The sequence below is a fragment of the Microbacterium rhizomatis genome, from assembly GCF_008710745.1.
GTDB classification, from domain to species: Bacteria; Actinomycetota; Actinomycetes; order Actinomycetales; family Microbacteriaceae; genus Microbacterium; species Microbacterium rhizomatis.
The window spans coordinates 271,370-287,110 of sequence record NZ_VYSA01000002.1; the positions used below are offsets into that span (position 1 = coordinate 271,370).

Consider the following 15,741-nt stretch of genomic DNA (forward strand, 5'->3'; position numbering starts at 1 on the left):
TCAGAGTGCCTTCTGGATCTTCTTCACCGCGCGCTTTCGCGCCTTCTCCGCATTCTTGGATGCTGTCGCCGTCGCCTTCTTCGCGCTCTTGACGGCGCGCGTGCGAGCCTTCGCCACGGTGGGGTCGTTCCAGAACGTCTTGGCGGCGTGAACCACCTCGCGATAGCGAGACCTGCCGGCCTTGGCGCCGAGCACGTAGGCTGTCGCGCCGATCGCGATGATGAGGATCCAGGTGCCGAAGGATTTCATGTTTCTCCTGATGTCGTGGGGTTGTGGGTGTGCGGGCGGGTCAGAGGGCGCGGAGCTTCTCGAGGAGGGGCCCGGCGGCTTCGTCGAGGAATCGGGACTGCGCCTCGTCGCCGACCTGCACGAGCGCGACGTCCGTGAAACCGGCATCGAGGTATTCCTTGACGCCGGCGACGATCTTGTCGAGGTCCGGTCCGCAGGGGATCGCGTCGGCGACGTCTTCGGGACGCACGAACTGACTGGCCCCCGCGAATCCGGCCGGCGTGGGCAGGTCGGCATTGACCGACCATCCTCCGGCGAACCAGCGGAACTGGTCGTGGGCGCGGGCGATGGCCGCCTTCTCGTCGGGGTCCCAGCTGATCGGCATCTGGCCGATCTTCCGGGAGCCGGGTCCGTGCGCCTCGTCCCAGGCGGTGAGCAGGTCCGCGTCGGGCTCGACAGCGACCAGGTGATCGGCGAGATCGCTGAACCGCTCGATCGAGCTGTCGCCCGAGACCGCCACAGCGAGCGGGACCGGCGTGTCGGGAGCATCCCAGATCCGTGCCGAGTCGACGCGGAAGTAGTCGCCCTCCCAGGTGACGAGCTCACCCGAGTGCAGTTCACGGATCAGGTGCATGGCCTCTTCGAGCATCGCCTGGCGGACCTGGACGGCGGGCCAGCCTTCGCCGACCACGTGCTCGTTCAGGTTCTCACCCGACCCGAGCCCGAGCGTGAAACGCCCCTCCGACAGGAGCTGGAGCGTCGCGGACTGCTGCGCGACGACCGCGGGGTGGTAGCGCATCGTCGGGCACGTGACGTACGTCATGAGCTCCACGGTCGAGGTCGCCTGCGCGACAGCGCCGAGAGTGACCCACGCGTTCGGCGAGTGCCCCTGGGTCGTGAGCCATGGCGTGAAGTGATCGCTCGACACCTCGAAGTCGAAACCGAGAGCCTCTGCCGCCGTGGCATACCCCACGAGCTCCCGCGGACCGCTCTGCTCCGTCATCAACGTGTACCCGAACCGTGCACTCACCATGGACTCCTTGTCGCTGCATCCGCGTCTTCGCCTTCAGTCTTCGCCTCCCCTGCCCGAGGAGGGGGGCCATTGACGAGAAGCGTCAGGTCTGCAAGAGGCGGACGCGCCCAACGAAGGAGGACTGACCGGGACTCACTCCGCGTCGACCGTGCGTCGCTCCAGATCGGCGGCGAGCGTACGGACGAACGCGGCGTAGCCGCCGGGCGTGCGGCCGATCTGGCGACCCGAGGTGACCACCGGAGCATGCGCACTCGTCCCGATGCGGGCGCCGGCGACACGCGCGCGCTCGACCAGTTGAACATCCTCGTGCTCGGCGACGGCGGGGAAGCCGCCGGCCAGGACATACGCATCGGCCCGGATTCCGAGATTCGCGCCGTGCACATTGCCCGTCGGGACCCCCCGAGGGTGCGTGCGGAGCCAATGGCGCCGGTGCACGGGGGTCAGATCGGCGAAGTCGGGACGCACGCCACCGAGCACCACGTCCGTGCCGAGAGCGGCGATGCGGACCTGGTCGACGATCCACTGCGGAGGCACCTGCGAGTCGGCATCGGTGTTCGCGATCCAGACACGATGCAGATCAACGTCGCCGAGGTCGGCGAGCGCGGTGACCACACCGTGGGCGCGCGCGGCGCCGACCATCGACGCGCGGATCGTCGAGACCGTGAAGGGGTAGCTGAGGGCGAGGGTGGCCGAGGCATCCGTGCAATCGTCGAGCACCACGCGGACGTCGCAGGCGAGCCCGGCGCGCTCTGTCCTGTGCACCGCGGCGCTCAGCGCGCCCAGGCACGCGTCGAGAAGATCCTCCTCGTTGTGCACCGGCACGACGACGATGACGCGGGTGACGGCGTCGACGCTCATACGAGCCCTTCGCGCTGGGCGACGGAGCGTGCGGGTGCGCGGCCGAACACCTCGAGCACGAAGTCGCGCTCCTCATGCCGGGCGATCGCTTCCAAGTCGCGCACGGCACGGAGCGCGGCGTGCACCGCATCACCGGTCTGCGGGTATTCGCGCACCGGATGCCGCCAATGGCAGGCGATGAGGAATCCATCGCCGCTCAGGTCGCGCTCGATCAGGCGGATCGTCTCGGCGAGATCGGCGGCATCGAGGTAATAGCCCACCTCCGACAGCACGATCGTGTCGTACCGGCCCGTCGGCCAATCGCGCGGTACCTGACCGTGTACGAAGGCGACGTCGCCCCGGCGCCCGACTCCGGCCGCGCTTCGATCGCGGAGGCGGTCGCGCGCGACATCCAGCGCTGCCTCCGCCGGGTCGAGCGCGACCACCCGGTTCGCGCGGCGAGCGAGCTGGCGCGTGATCAGGCCGGTGGCGCACCCGACCTCGAGCACCCGGCCGAGGTCGTGCCGAGGCAGCGACGCGAGCAGGATGCTGCGCTTGCGCTCTTCGTACCATCGCGTCTCGAACCCCCACGGGTCCTCGTCGTTGCGTCGGTAGAACTCGTCGAACCAGTCCCCAGACAGCGACTCGGCGGGGTGCTCGCGCAGGTAGACCTCGACATCGCGGTCGAAGTGCGCGCGCATCCCGTCGTGCACGACGGCCTCGTCGCCCACGGCGTCCGAGAGCGGCGCGATCTGAGATGTGTGCAGAGCGATCGAGCGGCGCTTGGCCGTGCGCGCCTCCGCGCTCAGCGGGAGCGCGAACGCGTCGGCCCACGGAACGTCGTCCCGGCTGCCCCAATGCCAGAGCCAGATCGGGTAGCCGAGGTGGGTGATGCCTCGCCCCGCACACACCTCGGCACACGCCTGCGCTGCGGCCGAGTGGTCGGCGTGCCCGTCGCCCGACCACGGCGCGACGACGACCGTGCCTGTTCGAGCATCCGGTGCCGACGAGTCCAGGATGTCGGCCACGGCGTCACGCAGGCGTGCCGCGTTCTGCCGCAGCGTGCCGTCGCCGATGCCGAGGAAGCGGATCTCGGCTGCCGGCGCCACGACGGCGACCGCGGCCGCGACCTCCCGCCGACGGATCTCGGCGAGTACGGCCGGCGAGTGCGTCGGCGACGCGGGATGCGATCGCTCACCGTCGGTGGCTATCACCACCGTCACCCGGCCACCGGCCTCGGCCACGGCACGCATGAGCCCGGCCGCTCCGAGCGTCTCGTCGTCGGGATGGGCGGCGACCACGACGAGTGCGGTGATCGATCCGGGCGCTTCTCCCCCGCCCGCGTCTCCGGGATGCGCCTCCGGCATCCCGCGTGCGCCATCGATTCCCGGAAGCGCGCTCAGCCGGCGGTCGACGAGCCAGACGGCTTCGGCCGTGCCCGGATCGAGATGGCTGAACGACGCCATCATCGTCCCCCCGACGCGAGCGAGCGACCGATGCGGGCGACGTCGCGGAGTCCGTGATGCTGACGGAGGTAGAGGTGGAGGTCGGCGACCCGTCGTGCGTGGTCGGGATCCGACACGAGCGGAGCCGGACCGAGGGCGGCATCCGCCTCTGCCAGCGTCGATGTCGCGGCATCCGCCACCACCGCCCGAACCCTTTCGGCGAGCAGCTTCTCGTCCACGCCCACGCGATCATCATCGATCGCGCGGGCGGCCTCTGCGAGCGTCGCACGCGCGCCCCAGAGCGCGGCGTCGACTCGCCCGAGGTATACAAGCGAGAGTTGATCGGCGCGCTCGGACGATGCCGGAGCGACGAGCGCCGCAGCGACGCCCTCGGCCGCACCCCACCAGCACGCGGCGACCGACATGCCCCCGCGGGCGAAACCGGGGCGCGACAGATACCACCCGTCGGCCCCGACGGGGACCGCCTCCACGTCGTCGAAGTCGACCGGGCTGCTCACGACGTGCGGGAGGCCCCGTGCGAACCACTCGCCGCGGCGCGGATGCACCCCCGCCGACCGCATCCCCACCGCGAACAGCCGTCGATGCGTGTCGTCGACGAACGCCGTGACCAGCGCGTGCGACACGTGCGAGGCGAGCGAGCACCACGGCTTGGTGCCGGTCAGCCGCCAGCTGCCCTCCACCTGACGCGCGTCGAGCCGCACTCCGGGGCCTTCGGCCGCGAACACTCCCCACGTGGACTCGTCGCCCGCGCCGACCGCCGCAACGCCCCACTCGTCAGCCCCGATCCCGAAATCGACCCCCGCCTCATGAAGGATGCTCAGCGCGTCGAGGTGCGGCTCGAGCATCCGCGCCGCCGACACGTCCATCGCCGCGATGCCGGCAAGGATCTCCCACAGATCGGGGGTCGCGCCCTCGCCGACGCGAGGCGCGACCCTGCCTACCCCGAGACACCATTCCAGCGTGGTCTCGACGTCGGCCCCCAGCCCCGGCACGCCCCGAGCGCTGTCAGTGACGGACTGCGCGACAGGGCTCGGCTCACCACCCGGCGTCAGCACGGGAACGCGTACCGCGGGCCGCATCTCAGCGTGACGCTGCCGGCGTGCGGTTCTCAGCGCTGACCATCCAGGCGAACTGCTCGAGCTTCTCGATGATCGCGTGGAGGATATCGGCGCTCGTCGGGTCTTCTTCGTCGACGTCGTCGTGCACTCCGCGAATCGTGCCGACGGTCGCCTCGAGTCGCACCGTGATCAGGTCGACGGTCTCGCTCGTGTCGATCTCGCCCTGCGGGTACTCGGGAAGCGTGGTCGTGGCCGCGACGACATCGCTTCTGCCGTCGGGCACCGCGTGCAGCGCGCGCATCCGCTCGGCGACCGTGTCGCTGAACTCGCGCGCAGCCTCGATGATCTCGTCGAGGATGCGGTGCGTGTCGCGGAAGTTGCGGCCCACGACGTTCCAGTGCGCCTGCTTGCCCTGCATCGCAAGCTCGAGCAGGTCGACCAGCACAGCCTGAAGCCGATCGTCGAGTGCCTTCGAGGCGACGAAGCCCTTCTCCGCATTCTGGCGTCGCGTCACCTTCGCTCCCGCACCTCCCGCTGCCGTGCGCCGGGTCGGGGTCTTCGCCTTCTCTGTCGTAGCCATGTCAGCCACCTCCTGATTGCGACGGTAGTTCGCGCTTCGGATCTCAGACGGGGACTTGACAAGCGCCTCTGATGCGGGTGCTCGCCGCGCCCGGGTACCTCGCGGAGCCGAGTTCGTCAAGGCCGGTGGCACCGCATGGGGGTCGTCTTACAGTCGACCCGTCACACAAAACCTCGCCTCTCACACGAAACCGCGATCGACGATGCCCGGAGGCAACGGATGCCACCTGCACACCAGGGCCGGTTCACGCTCGTGGAGCGCGGCGGCGACGTGTGGGAGATCGCGACCGAGCGGGACGACCTCGTCGCTGTCATCGTCAGGGCCGAAGACGACCACGTCGAGGTCTCATGGCAGCCCGGGATTCCGCTGCCGCACGTGTACACGACCGCAGAGGTCGCGATGACCGACCTCGTGATGTGGGAGTCGCGATCACCCGGGGGGACCAAGCCCATCCCGATCCCCCACGCTCCGCCGATGCGGGCGTGACGGCCGCCGTTTCGCCCGCTCGGCTCATAGGATGTGGAGTCATGCGAGTCGATCCGCGTGCGACGCGAGCGAGGTCTTGATGGGCACGATCTACTACGGTGACGACACGGATGCGATCGACCTGCCGGACAGACTCCTCACGCATCTGCAGGCCGTCGTGATCACGAAGTTCCGGCGCGGGGAGAGCTTCACGCTGACGTGGGCTCATTCGCCCTCCGAGGACGGCGACCGCACGACGGTGTGGCTGCAGCCATCGATGGCGCTGCGCTTCGAGTTCGACGGCGCGGTCGCCGAGCCCCTCGATCCCGCTTTCCTTCGCGATCTGGTGAAGGCCGCCAACTCACCTTCGGGCGTGAGCGTCGGCGCGGGAGCAGGCGAGGCATCCCCGCCCTCCGCCGCGGGCTCCCCCTCGTCCTGACCTCGCGCCGGACCGCCCAGCTGCGGGCGTGTCGGGGCCCGGACTCGCGCACAACGCAGGACCAATGCCCCTCAGAGACGCCGACACGCCGCGCGCAGCCCGGTCAACCGCCGATCGATCCTGCGTTGTGCGCGCGGAAGACCGGACATCGACGTCGCGGCGAACCTCAGAGGCCGTCAGGCGCGAGCCGTCATCGGCCGCCGTGGATGTTGCGGTGCCGCTGAGCGACCCCTGGTGCACCGTAGGGGTAGTCGTCGGCCGGAGGTGCGCTCACAACCGTGAGGGCCTCCAGCTCGGCGGGATCCAGGTCGAGGTCGACCGCCCCCATGTTGTCGCGGAGCTGCTGGACCGAGCGAGCACCGAGGATGACGGAGGTCACTCCCGGCTGGGCCGACAGCCATGCCAAGGCCACCTGCGAGGCTGAGACACCGTGCGCGTCGGCGACGCGTGTGACCTCGTCGATGATCTGCCAGGTTCGGTCACTCGTGTTGCGCTGCTTCCACGCCTCCATACCGCGCTCGGGGTTCTCGCCGAGTCGGGTGCTGCCGGTCGGCGGAACGTCGCGCCGATATTTCCCGCTCAGCCACCCGCCGCCGAGAGGCGACCAGGGCAGCAGCCCGACGTGTGCGTCGAGGGCCGCGGGCACGATCTCGTGCTCGATCCCGCGCACGAGAAGGCTGTACTGCGGCTGCAGCGTGACCGGAGCGCTCCAGCGGTGCTGCGCGGCGAGGGCCACGGCCTTCGTAAGCTGCCACCCGGTGAAGTTCGAGAACCCGTAGTAGCCGATCTTCCCCTGCGTGATCGCATCGTCGAGGAACCGGAGGGTCTCGTCGAGGGGGGTGATCGCATCCCACGCATGCATCTGGTAAAGATCGATGTGCTCGACGCCCAGGCGACGCAGGGAATCGTCCAGCGCGACGCGCAGGTGGCGCCGCGAGGTTCCGAGGTCGTTGGGCCCGGCGCCCATCGGGAATCGTCCCTTCGTCGCGATGACCATCTGCGCCGCGTCGGTCGGGTGCGCGGCGATCCATCGTCCGATGATCTGCTCGCTGGTGCCCGAGCTGTAGACGTCGGCCGTGTCGATGAAGTTGCCTCCCGCCGCGACGTAGGCGTCGATGATCGCGTGCGACGTCGTCTCGTCTGCCTCGGCCCCGAATGTCATCGTCCCGAGTGCCTGCTCGAACACGACGGCGCCGCTCCGCCCGAGAGTGCGATAGCCGTCCTTCCGCGGTGTGGAGCTCATGCCGACAGCTCCCGCATCTGCTCGTCGGTGAGCGTGATCTCCGACGCCCGCACAGAATCCTGGATGCTGGCAGGTCGCGACGCGCCGGGAATCGGGATGACGACGGGGGCGAGCGCGAGTTCCCAGGCGAGGCAGACCTGCTGTGAGCTGACCCCGAGTTCGGCGCCGATGCGCTCGAACGCGGCGCCCTTGCCGGCGAGCGTGCTCGCCCGCGAGATGCCGCCGAGCGGGCTCCAGGGCAGGAACGCGATGCCCAGCTCGGCGCACAGCTCCAGCTCTACCTGGCTGGACCGGAACGCCGGCGAGAACTGGTTCTGCACGGACACGAGACGACCGCCGAGGATCTCCTGTGCGAGACGGATCTGGTCGACGTTCGCGTTCGAGATCCCCGCCATGCGGATGACGCCCTCGTCCAGCAGGTCGGTCAGTGCGCCCACCGACTCGGCGTAGTCGACGCTCGGGTCCGGCCGGTGGAACTGATAGAGCCCGATCGCCTCGACGCCGAGCCGCTGCGCGGACGCCTTCGCGGCCTGCTTCAGATAGTCGGGGTGCCCGTTGAGCGTCCAGCTGCCGTCGCCCGGACGGAGGTGACCGCCTTTGGTCGCGACCAGGACCTCTGAGGTGTCGCCGCCGTAGGAGGCCAGGGCCTTCGCGATGAGGAGCTCGTTGTGGCCGACCTCGTCCGCATCCCGGTGATACGCGTCCGCGGTGTCGATCAGGGTGACGCCGGCGTCGAGCGCCGCGTGGATCGTGGCGATCGCGCGGTCCTCGTCTGGGCGGCCTTCGATCGACATCGGCATACCACCCAGCCCGATCTCACTGACGGATACGGGGCCGATCGATCGACTATTCATGCGTGGTTCTCCTCGAGAGTTGCGGATTCATTCCTGCGAGTCCCAAGTTACGACCGCGTTTGTCATCTGTCCAACAGAAGAATATTGTCTCTTCCAGAACGATCATTCATGAATGTGGGGTGCACAGTGGATCTGAGGCAGATGGAGTACTTCGTTGCACTCGCTGAAGAGAATCAGTTCACGCGCGCTGCCGAGCTCACGCGCGTGTCGCAGTCCGGTCTGTCCGCGGCGATCAAGACTCTGGAACACGACCTCAACGCGAAGCTGTTCGTGCGCACCACCCGCCGCGTCGAGCTCACGACCGCGGGCCGCGCCCTGTATCCCCACGCGCGTCGGCTGCTCGCGGAGGCGGATGCCGGCAGAGACGCCGTGACGGCGACGGTGGGCAAATTCACCGGATCATTGCGCGTCGGGGCCGAGCAGTGCCTCGGCTCGGTGAACGTGCCCGAGCTCGTCGAGCGGTTTCACCGCCGGCACCGCGAGGTCGAGATCACGTTCACCCAGGCGGGGAGCGGCGAGCTGCTCAGGAAGATGCGCGACGGTGAGATCGATCTCGCATTCGTCGCCGGCACGCCGGAGACGACCGATGCCCGGCTGCGGCTCACTGGTCTCGATCATGTGACGCTCGCCACCGAGCCCCTCGTGGCGCTCACCCCGCCCGATCACCCGCTCGCGTCGCAGAAGTCGGTGTCATTGGAAGAACTGCAGGATCGCACCTTCATCGACCTCGACGACACCTGGGCGATCCGCGTCGTCACGGACGAACTGCTCGCGAAGCGCAAGATCGTCCGCCGCGTGGCCTTCACGGTGAGCGACATCCACGCCCTCATCGACATGATCAACCGAGGTCTCGCTCTGGCCATCGTGCCGCAATCGGTGTCCCGCAAGGCGATCGCCGCCGAGCTCCATACGCTGAGCCTGATCGACGAGCGCGACCCGGTCTGGACCGTCAGCGCGGCGTACGCTCACGCCGAGAGAGGATCGGCCCTGATGAGGGAGTTCCTGAGCCTCATCGAGCCGCCGCGCTGAATGGTCCCGCCGAGGTGGGTTCGTTGAGGCGTCCCGCCGGAGAGGACTATGCCGCTACGACACGCGACCGTTCGAAGAGTTCCGCTCTCTCGCTGGCACTATTGTCGACCTAAACCGGCCGGTTAGGCCCCCTCGTCCCGCGGTCCCCCAGGCCACCGGGACGAGGGGTCCGTTCTGTGATCGGGGGCACCTTTCCTCCTCCTCCGGACGACGGGACACCCGACTCAATGCCGTGATCCCGATTCGCATCACCGAGATGAGTTCCGACGCGACCCGTTGTCGTTTCACCAACTCACGGTTGCTGATGGATCCCCCGCGATGAAGTCGGCGAGGCGACTCATGAACATCCTGCGCAGCTGAAGCACGCCCTTGTCGGACTGGGCGAGGTTCTGTCGGTCTGCATCGGTGATGAACCGCATCGCCTGCTGGGTGAGCGCGTCCTCGATGTTCGCCAGACGGGGGTGGTCGACGAAGTCCATCAACGTCTTCTCGCCGCGGATGATCATCTCGGCGATGTCCTCCGTCAACGGGTACTTGGCGACCTCGTGCTGCAGCTGCGCCTGCCGCTCGCGCCAGACCTTGGCCCCCTCTTCGTCGGTGTGGATGGCCTCGATCGAGAACGTCCGGTGCGACTCGTCGTCGATCGGCACACGCCACGAGAGGTTCTCGAGCCAGCCGATGCGTTGGCCCACCTGCAGGTGCATGACGTTCGGAAGCAGCACGGCCGAATTGGCGTGCTGGCCGTCATCGGTGTCGACGACGCGCACGCCGTAGGGCAGTCGTTCGACCGTGATATCGCGAACAACTGCGAGGTCGGGCGAGAATCCCACCTTGGTGAGGGTCGGGTTGGCTGAAATCGCGTGCGTGTAGGGAACGTGAGCGTGGTCGATCGTGTTCTCGGTGTTGATGTAGTAGTTGCAATACCGACGGTAGACACGGTTGAAAACGAGGGGTGCCGACATCATGTCGTGGCCGTGCTCGCGCGAGAACTTCTCGATGTCAGGGAACGGCGGCGCGTCGCCGTCACCGAAGTAGACGAAGATCAGCCCGTAGATCTCGGTGACGGGATACGTCGTGAGCCGGATGCGTCTGATGAGATTCTCGCCCTGCAGAGGCGCCTCGGTGCATTGTCCGTCGGGCCCGTACTTCCAGCCGTGGAACTTGCATCGGAGGGAATCGCCCTCGACCGTGCCGATGGACAGCTTCGTCAACCGGTGGGGGCAGAGCGCCTGAGTGACGACAGCGGTCCCCTCCTCGCCCCGATACAGGGTGAAGTCCTCGCTCATGATCGTGATCGGCTTCGCAACCCCTGCGGGGAGGTCCTCGGAGCGGAATACCGGTTGCCAGAAGGCCCGCAGCCAGCGACCGGCCGGAGTGTCCGGTCCGGTTTCGAAGGGGCTGAGCGTCTGAATCGTCGGCTCGGGGGGAACGACTCCGGTCATGATGGCGTCCTTTCGCTGAGAGTGGGAAGGGTTTCGTAGTCGGCCTGATTCAGCACCCAGCCACGGTCGATGAAGTCCCGCCGTGGTGGCGCGAAGATGTCGATCAACTGATGTGCGCCGGGACCCACCGCACGCGTCGTGTGTATGTTGCCGGGAGGGATGATCGTCACCGACGGGCTGTTGACCTGCACGTGCTCGTCGGATCGCCAGTCCGAGAGGCGTTCGCTCCAAGGACGGCGGACATGGTGCACGAATTCACCCACCATCGTGACGGATGCCTGTTCGAAGTCGTCGTGGCTGTGGGGGGTGAGGTGGTCTGTGCTGCGCGGGCCGATCTGGGGCTCGAACCAGTTGATCATGAGCGTCTCCGTTCGGAAGATGCGGCCGAATCGGTCGGGGTCGCGGGGGATGTCGTCCATCGCGTATGCGCGGATGCCGGCGGACATGGGCCGAGTCGGCTCGCTCGGGAGGGGCGCAACGGAAGGATTCGGATTCACATAGGCGGCGTCATTGTGCGCGCGCGAAGCGATTCGTTCGTCGCGGCATGAGTACACCCGCACGATGAATCCCGGCCGCGTGCACTCAATATGAGTCGGACCGGGCGGCACGATCGCGAGCACCGGTCCCGAGAGAGTGGCCGCAGCCTCGTCGCCGGATGCGACGCTGACCGCGACGTCGTCCACGACCAGCAGAGCGTGTTCCTCCGGGCCTGAAATCCGCTCCTCGGCCTGCCCCTTGTCCAGCCAGGTGATGTCCACGACGAAATTCTGTGCGCGATAGATCCACGAGTGCTCGCCTGAGAAGGTCCATCCCGGCGACAGCGTGCCGGCCGCATGCGCCGCGAGCAGTTCACCGCTGAACTCGAAGAACTGCGGAGGTCGCACCGCGCGGGCAGTGGCGGCGGTGGATCGGTCTGACGTCATTGGCGGGCCCCTTAGGTATGTTTTGCATTACGAGATGGCGTCTCGCAATGCTCTCCGAATATACTTCGAGCCGGAGTGTCGTGCAACAGGGATGTGCGAGGTGGCGACTCGCACCGACTGATGAGGAAGGTGTGGGGAAGATGTCGTATGTCGACGGCCCTGACAGCCCTGAGCGGTCCAACGGATCACGCATCGCCGTGATCGACAAGGCAGTGCATGTACTGGATGCACTCATGCTTGCTCCGAACGGGCTGACGCCCACCGATGCGGCAGCAGCGATCGACTCGAATAGAAGCACGGCCTTCCGGCTACTGACATCGCTCGAGCAAGCTGGACTTCTCTACCGTGACGCGCTCACCGGCCGGTATCGGCTGGGTGTCAAGTTCCTGCAGTACGGGGAAGCGGTACGGGCGGGCATGGCCTTGGTCGACCTGGCCGACCCCATCATGCGGCACCTCTCGGCGGTCACACGCCAGACGGTGTCGCTCGCCGTCCGAGAGGGATTCGGCGCCCGATACGTGCACCGAATTCCGGGTCCCGAGATCGAAGTCTTCGGGTGGAAGATCGGCGATTGGCTGCCGATGCACGCCGGTGCGGCCGCCGAGGCTCTCCTGTCCGCTCTTCCCGATTCCGAAGTGGAGCGATATCTCGCGCAGGGCGGCGAGCGCCGCACTCGCCTCGGAGTGGTCTCCGACGACGAGATCAGGTCGCATATCGCCGTCGCGAGACAACGCGGCTGGTCGCTCAATAGAGCCGCCCTGACCGAGGGGGTGCTCTCGCTCGGCGTACCCGTGCGGGACAGCTCCGGCGGGCTGGTGTGTGCGATCTCCGTCGCCGGCCTGGGACACCACTACCAGGACGACACGATCGATGACACCGCGGGCGCTGTCATGGCGGCGGCGCGCGAGATCACCGCCGTGCTTCCTTGACAGATGGTCTCGTTCTGCGAGACCAGATCTTGAAATGCGAACAAAACTGCGTGATGATGGGCTGGCGCGGCCCGAACCGCCGCGTGGGAGCCGTCGTCGGCGGTCGCCCTGCCGAGCCGAAGGGCAACCGTCAATGATCACACGCGTCGGATCGATCACACTCGATGTGCCGGACCTGTCAGCATCCCTCAGATTCTTCGTGGAGAAGGTCGGCCTCGAGGCGACCGAGTCAGATGGAAGCACGGCATACCTTCGCGCTGACGCCCGCCACCACGACCTCATCCTCCATCAGTCCGCGACTCGTGAAGCGGCTCTTCGTCACCTCAACCTCGAAGTGGATGGGGACCTCTCGGAGCACGTCGCGACGGCGGTCGCCGCGGGGGCGGTCGACATCGGTCCCCTCGCCCATCCCGGCGTGGATGCCGCTCATGTGCTCGAGATACCGTCGGGATACGGGGTGAAGCTGTACACCGGGATGGCCCCGGTTCCCCCGCCGGTCCCCACCACACCGCAACGCCCGTTCCGGTTCTCGCATTTCAACATCGCCGTGCCGGAGGTTGCGCCGATGATGGAGTTCTTCACCGCCGCATTCGGCCTGCTGCCCTCCGATTGGATCGGAAGCAAGGACGACCCGTTTCTCGCATGGCTGCACTGCCCCGTCTTCAACGCGCCCCATCACGGAGTGGCGATCCTGCAAGGCGAACCGAAGCTGCATCACATCGCATTCGACTACGAAACCGTCGAAGGTCTGATCGCTCGCGTCGACAACTACGTGGATGACTCGCACTACCTCGTGTGGGGCATGGGCCGTCACGGCACAGGAGGCAGCGTCTTCGCCTACACCGAGGACGCCTCCGGTCTGCTCGTCGAGCTCGACTCGGGGATGATCTCGATCGGCGACGACCCCCGGTGGAGGGAGGCGCAGGTGTGGTCACTCGACGATCAGCGCGCCGTCGACGAATGGGGCTCGGCGATCCCCGAGCGATGGCTGGCTAAGCGCACGGCGTTCCTCCGCCCGTCCGCGTCGCCGGTCGCCTAGGCAGACACGCTGGTGACGCACGTCGACGTCGGAGGACTCAAGGTCGCCGAGCCGCTGTACCACTTCATCGAAGGCGAGGCCCTCCCGGGATCGGGCGTCGACTCGGCTACCTTCTGGGCGGGCGCTGACGCCATCATCCATGATTTCGGTCCACGCATACGTGACCTGCTCGCCCGCCGAAATCTTCTGCAGGAACTCATCGACTCCTACCACCGGGAACGACAGGGCGCTCCCGACCCCGCAGAGTATGAGCAGTTCCTGCGCGGAATCGGCTACCTCGTCGAGGAGCCGGAAGACTTCCAGGTCACGACAGCCGGAGTGGACACGGAGGTCTCCTCGCAGGCGGGGCCGCAACTCGTCGTGCCGCTCCTGAACGCCCGGTTCGCGGTCAATGCCGCAAATGCGCGGTGGGGATCGCTGTACGACGCGCTGTACGGCACCGACGCGGTCTCGGACGCAGCGGAGCTCGCACGGGGCCGGACCTACAATCCGGTCCGCGGTGCCGAAGTCGTCCGTCGCGGTCGCCAGTTCCTCGACGACGCCGTTCCCCTCCCGGCTGGTTCCCATTCCCGGGCCACGTCTTACGCGGTCGACGAGCAGGGCGTTCGAGTCATCGTCGACGGACGCGAAAGCCGACTCGTCGACCCATCCCAGTTCGTCGGCTACCGGGGCTCGCGTGAGTCTCCTACTGTGCTCGTCTTCGTGAACAACGGTCTTCACATCGAGCTTCGCATCGACCGCGCGAGCGCGATCGGCTCCGCAGATTCCGCGGGAGTCGCCGACATCGTGCTCGAATCGGCGGTGTCCACCATCATGGACCTCGAAGACTCCGTGACGGCGGTGGATGTCGACGACAAGATTCTCGGATATCGGAACTGGCTTCTGCTGATGCAGGGAACCCTTTCCGCGGTCGTGACGAAGAACGGTCAGACCTTCAACCGATCGATGAACCCGGATCGTACCTGCGTATCCGTTGACGGCGAGGCACGAACGCTCCACGGGCGAGCCCTGCTGTTCATCAGGCAGGTCGGCCATCTGATGACGACCAACGCGGTTCTGGACCGTGACGGTGAGGAAGTCTCCGAGGGTATTCTCGACGCGCTCGTGACCGGGCTGGGGAGCGCGCACGACCTCCGGGGCGCGGCCCGTGGCACCAACTCTCGCACGGGCTCGATCTACGTCGTCAAGCCCAAACTGCATGGCCCGGAGGAGGTCGCGCTCTCGGTCGAGCTTCTCAGTCGCGTCGAAGACGTGCTCGGATTCGCTCCGCTCACGATCAAGATCGGGATCATGGATGAGGAGCGCCGCACGACCCTCAACCTCAAGGCGTGCATCCGGGCGGCCGCGGACCGCATCGCCTTCATCAACACGGGGTTCCTCGACCGCACCGGGGACGAGATCCACACCTCGACGATGGCCGGGCCGATGGTCCCCAAGAACGACATGCGCGCTCAGGAGTGGATCGCCGCATACGAGGACTCCAACGTCGACATCGGGCTCGCGTGCGGTCTTCGAGGTCGAGCCCAGATCGGCAAGGGCATGTGGGCGGCCCCCGACAATATGGCCGACATGCTGCAGACGAAGATCGCTCATCCACTGGCGGGGGCGACCTGCGCCTGGGTGCCATCGCCGACGGCGGCGACTCTGCACGCGATCCACTACCACCGGGTGGATGTGGACGCCCGGCAGCGGCAGCTCGCCGGCGGACGCCGCGCGACCATGCGAGACCTGCTGACGATACCGCTCGGTGATCCGGCGGAGTGGCCCTCCAACCAACGCCAAGCCGAACTCGACAACAATCTCCAGAGCATCCTCGGATATGTGGTGCGGTGGATCGACGCGGGGGTGGGATGCTCGAAAGTTCCCGACATTCATGGTGTCGCGCTCATGGAGGATCGCGCGACCTGCAGGATCTCCTCGCAGCATGTCGCAAACTGGCTGCTCCACCGGGTGGTCACTCTCGAACAGATCGAGCAGACCCTGAGGCGCATGGCGACCATCGTGGACATGCAGAATTCCGGCGACCCCGCGTACCGGGCGATGAGCCCCGACTTCGACGGTCTGGCGTTCACAGCCGCGCGCGACCTGGTACTGGCCGGGCTCGACCAACCGAGCGGGTATACCGAGCCGATCCTGCACCGCTACCGCGCGGCCCGGAAGGCACGAGACTGAGAGC

16 protein-coding genes are annotated in these 15,741 nt (G+C 67.4%); 6 read left to right on the top strand and 10 right to left on the bottom strand.

Going from position 1 to position 15,741, the window contains the following annotated elements; all coding sequences use genetic code 11:
- The 6 genes from F6B43_RS09645 to F6B43_RS09670 all read right to left on the bottom strand — a co-directional run bounded on the left by F6B43_RS09645 (nt 1) and on the right by F6B43_RS09670 (nt 5,202).
- Complete coding sequence (locus F6B43_RS09645) at nt 1–249, bottom strand: hypothetical protein (protein ID WP_150448737.1); 249 nt, start codon at nt 247–249, stop codon at nt 1–3.
- 40 nt (nt 250–289) lie between these two features.
- Nucleotides 290–1,258 (bottom strand): LLM class F420-dependent oxidoreductase, encoded by a 969-nt coding sequence (locus F6B43_RS09650; RefSeq protein WP_281349532.1) that lies wholly within the window; start codon nt 1,256–1,258, stop codon nt 290–292.
- 135 nt (nt 1,259–1,393) lie between these two features.
- Complete coding sequence (locus F6B43_RS09655; RefSeq protein WP_150448739.1) at nt 1,394–2,119, bottom strand: glycosyltransferase; 726 nt, start codon at nt 2,117–2,119, stop codon at nt 1,394–1,396.
- Entirely contained in the window at nt 2,116–3,564 is a 1,449-nt protein-coding gene (locus F6B43_RS09660; protein ID WP_150448740.1) for a bifunctional PIG-L family deacetylase/class I SAM-dependent methyltransferase, read from the bottom strand. Before F6B43_RS09660 ends, F6B43_RS09655 begins: the two co-directional genes overlap by 4 nt.
- Nucleotides 3,564–4,619, bottom strand: coding sequence for an acyl-CoA dehydrogenase family protein (locus F6B43_RS09665; RefSeq protein WP_246159894.1), 1,056 nt, complete (start codon nt 4,617–4,619; stop codon nt 3,564–3,566). Before F6B43_RS09665 ends, F6B43_RS09660 begins: the two co-directional genes overlap by 1 nt.
- 25 nt (nt 4,620–4,644) lie before the next feature.
- Entirely contained in the window at nt 4,645–5,202 is a 558-nt protein-coding gene (locus F6B43_RS09670; RefSeq protein WP_150448741.1) for a Dps family protein, read from the bottom strand.
- 219 nt (nt 5,203–5,421) lie between these two features.
- On the opposite strand from F6B43_RS09670, the gene F6B43_RS09675 reads away from it, so the two are divergent.
- Together F6B43_RS09675 and F6B43_RS09680 are read left to right on the top strand one after the other, a co-directional pair.
- On the top strand, nt 5,422–5,688 hold the full coding sequence (locus F6B43_RS09675) for a hypothetical protein (protein ID WP_150448742.1): 267 nt from the start codon (nt 5,422–5,424) through the stop codon (nt 5,686–5,688).
- 79 nt (nt 5,689–5,767) lie between these two features.
- Entirely contained in the window at nt 5,768–6,106 is a 339-nt protein-coding gene (locus F6B43_RS09680) for a DUF7882 family protein (protein ID WP_150448743.1), read from the top strand.
- 190 nt (nt 6,107–6,296) lie between these two features.
- Here F6B43_RS09680 and F6B43_RS09685 read toward each other — a convergent pair whose 3' ends face one another.
- A complete protein-coding gene (locus F6B43_RS09685) occupies nt 6,297–7,349 on the bottom strand; it encodes an aldo/keto reductase (protein ID WP_150448744.1) in 1,053 nt (350 codons plus the stop codon).
- Nucleotides 7,346–8,203, bottom strand: a complete 858-nt coding sequence (locus F6B43_RS09690; RefSeq protein ID WP_150448745.1) for an aldo/keto reductase — start codon at nt 8,201–8,203, stop codon at nt 7,346–7,348. The genes F6B43_RS09685 and F6B43_RS09690 overlap by 4 nt, the downstream gene beginning before the upstream one ends.
- A 126-nt stretch (nt 8,204–8,329) precedes the next feature.
- On the opposite strand from F6B43_RS09690, the gene F6B43_RS09695 reads away from it, so the two are divergent.
- On the top strand, nt 8,330–9,232 hold the full coding sequence (locus F6B43_RS09695; protein WP_211368100.1) for a LysR family transcriptional regulator: 903 nt from the start codon (nt 8,330–8,332) through the stop codon (nt 9,230–9,232).
- A 284-nt stretch (nt 9,233–9,516) separates the two neighbouring features.
- Here the strand turns inward: F6B43_RS09695 and F6B43_RS09700 are convergent, their stop codons facing one another.
- Nucleotides 9,517–10,674 (bottom strand): Rieske 2Fe-2S domain-containing protein, encoded by a 1,158-nt coding sequence (locus tag F6B43_RS09700; RefSeq protein ID WP_150448747.1) that lies wholly within the window; start codon nt 10,672–10,674, stop codon nt 9,517–9,519.
- Entirely contained in the window at nt 10,671–11,597 is a 927-nt protein-coding gene (locus F6B43_RS09705) for a cupin domain-containing protein (protein WP_150448748.1), read from the bottom strand. Before F6B43_RS09705 ends, F6B43_RS09700 begins: the two co-directional genes overlap by 4 nt.
- Before the next feature lie 140 nt (nt 11,598–11,737).
- On the opposite strand from F6B43_RS09705, the gene F6B43_RS09710 reads away from it, so the two are divergent.
- The 3 genes from F6B43_RS09710 to F6B43_RS09720 all read left to right on the top strand — a co-directional run bounded on the left by F6B43_RS09710 (nt 11,738) and on the right by F6B43_RS09720 (nt 15,737).
- Entirely contained in the window at nt 11,738–12,526 is a 789-nt protein-coding gene (locus tag F6B43_RS09710) for an IclR family transcriptional regulator (RefSeq protein WP_170285609.1), read from the top strand.
- A gap of 133 nt (nt 12,527–12,659) precedes the next feature.
- The gene (locus F6B43_RS09715; protein ID WP_170285610.1) at nt 12,660–13,565 is read left to right on the top strand and encodes a VOC family protein; all 906 of its coding nucleotides are present in this window, start codon (nt 12,660–12,662) and stop codon (nt 13,563–13,565) included.
- A 12-nt stretch (nt 13,566–13,577) separates the two neighbouring features.
- Nucleotides 13,578–15,737: a malate synthase G gene (locus F6B43_RS09720; protein WP_246159895.1), complete on the top strand. Its 2,160-nt coding sequence runs from the start codon at nt 13,578–13,580 to the stop codon at nt 15,735–15,737.
- Nucleotides 15,738–15,741: the final 4 nt, after the last annotated feature.

What these genes read in the sequence shown, in the direction of transcription:
- F6B43_RS09645 (WP_150448737.1), bottom strand. Translation starts at nt 249, where the DNA reads ATGAAATCCTTCGGCACCTGGATCCTCATCATCGCGATCGGCGCGACA.
- F6B43_RS09655 (WP_150448739.1), bottom strand. Translation starts at nt 2,119, where the DNA reads ATGAGCGTCGACGCCGTCACCCGCGTCATCGTCGTCGTGCCGGTGCAC.
- F6B43_RS09660 (WP_150448740.1), bottom strand. Translation starts at nt 3,564, where the DNA reads ATGGCGTCGTTCAGCCATCTCGATCCGGGCACGGCCGAAGCCGTCTGG.
- F6B43_RS09670 (WP_150448741.1), bottom strand. Translation starts at nt 5,202, where the DNA reads ATGGCTACGACAGAGAAGGCGAAGACCCCGACCCGGCGCACGGCAGCG.
- F6B43_RS09675 (WP_150448742.1), top strand. Translation starts at nt 5,422, where the DNA reads ATGCCACCTGCACACCAGGGCCGGTTCACGCTCGTGGAGCGCGGCGGC.
- F6B43_RS09680 (WP_150448743.1), top strand. Translation starts at nt 5,768, where the DNA reads ATGGGCACGATCTACTACGGTGACGACACGGATGCGATCGACCTGCCG.
- F6B43_RS09685 (WP_150448744.1), bottom strand. Translation starts at nt 7,349, where the DNA reads ATGAGCTCCACACCGCGGAAGGACGGCTATCGCACTCTCGGGCGGAGC.
- F6B43_RS09690 (WP_150448745.1), bottom strand. Translation starts at nt 8,203, where the DNA reads ATGAATAGTCGATCGATCGGCCCCGTATCCGTCAGTGAGATCGGGCTG.
- F6B43_RS09700 (WP_150448747.1), bottom strand. Translation starts at nt 10,674, where the DNA reads ATGACCGGAGTCGTTCCCCCCGAGCCGACGATTCAGACGCTCAGCCCC.
- F6B43_RS09705 (WP_150448748.1), bottom strand. Translation starts at nt 11,597, where the DNA reads ATGACGTCAGACCGATCCACCGCCGCCACTGCCCGCGCGGTGCGACCT.
- F6B43_RS09710 (WP_170285609.1), top strand. Translation starts at nt 11,738, where the DNA reads ATGTCGTATGTCGACGGCCCTGACAGCCCTGAGCGGTCCAACGGATCA.
- F6B43_RS09715 (WP_170285610.1), top strand. Translation starts at nt 12,660, where the DNA reads ATGATCACACGCGTCGGATCGATCACACTCGATGTGCCGGACCTGTCA.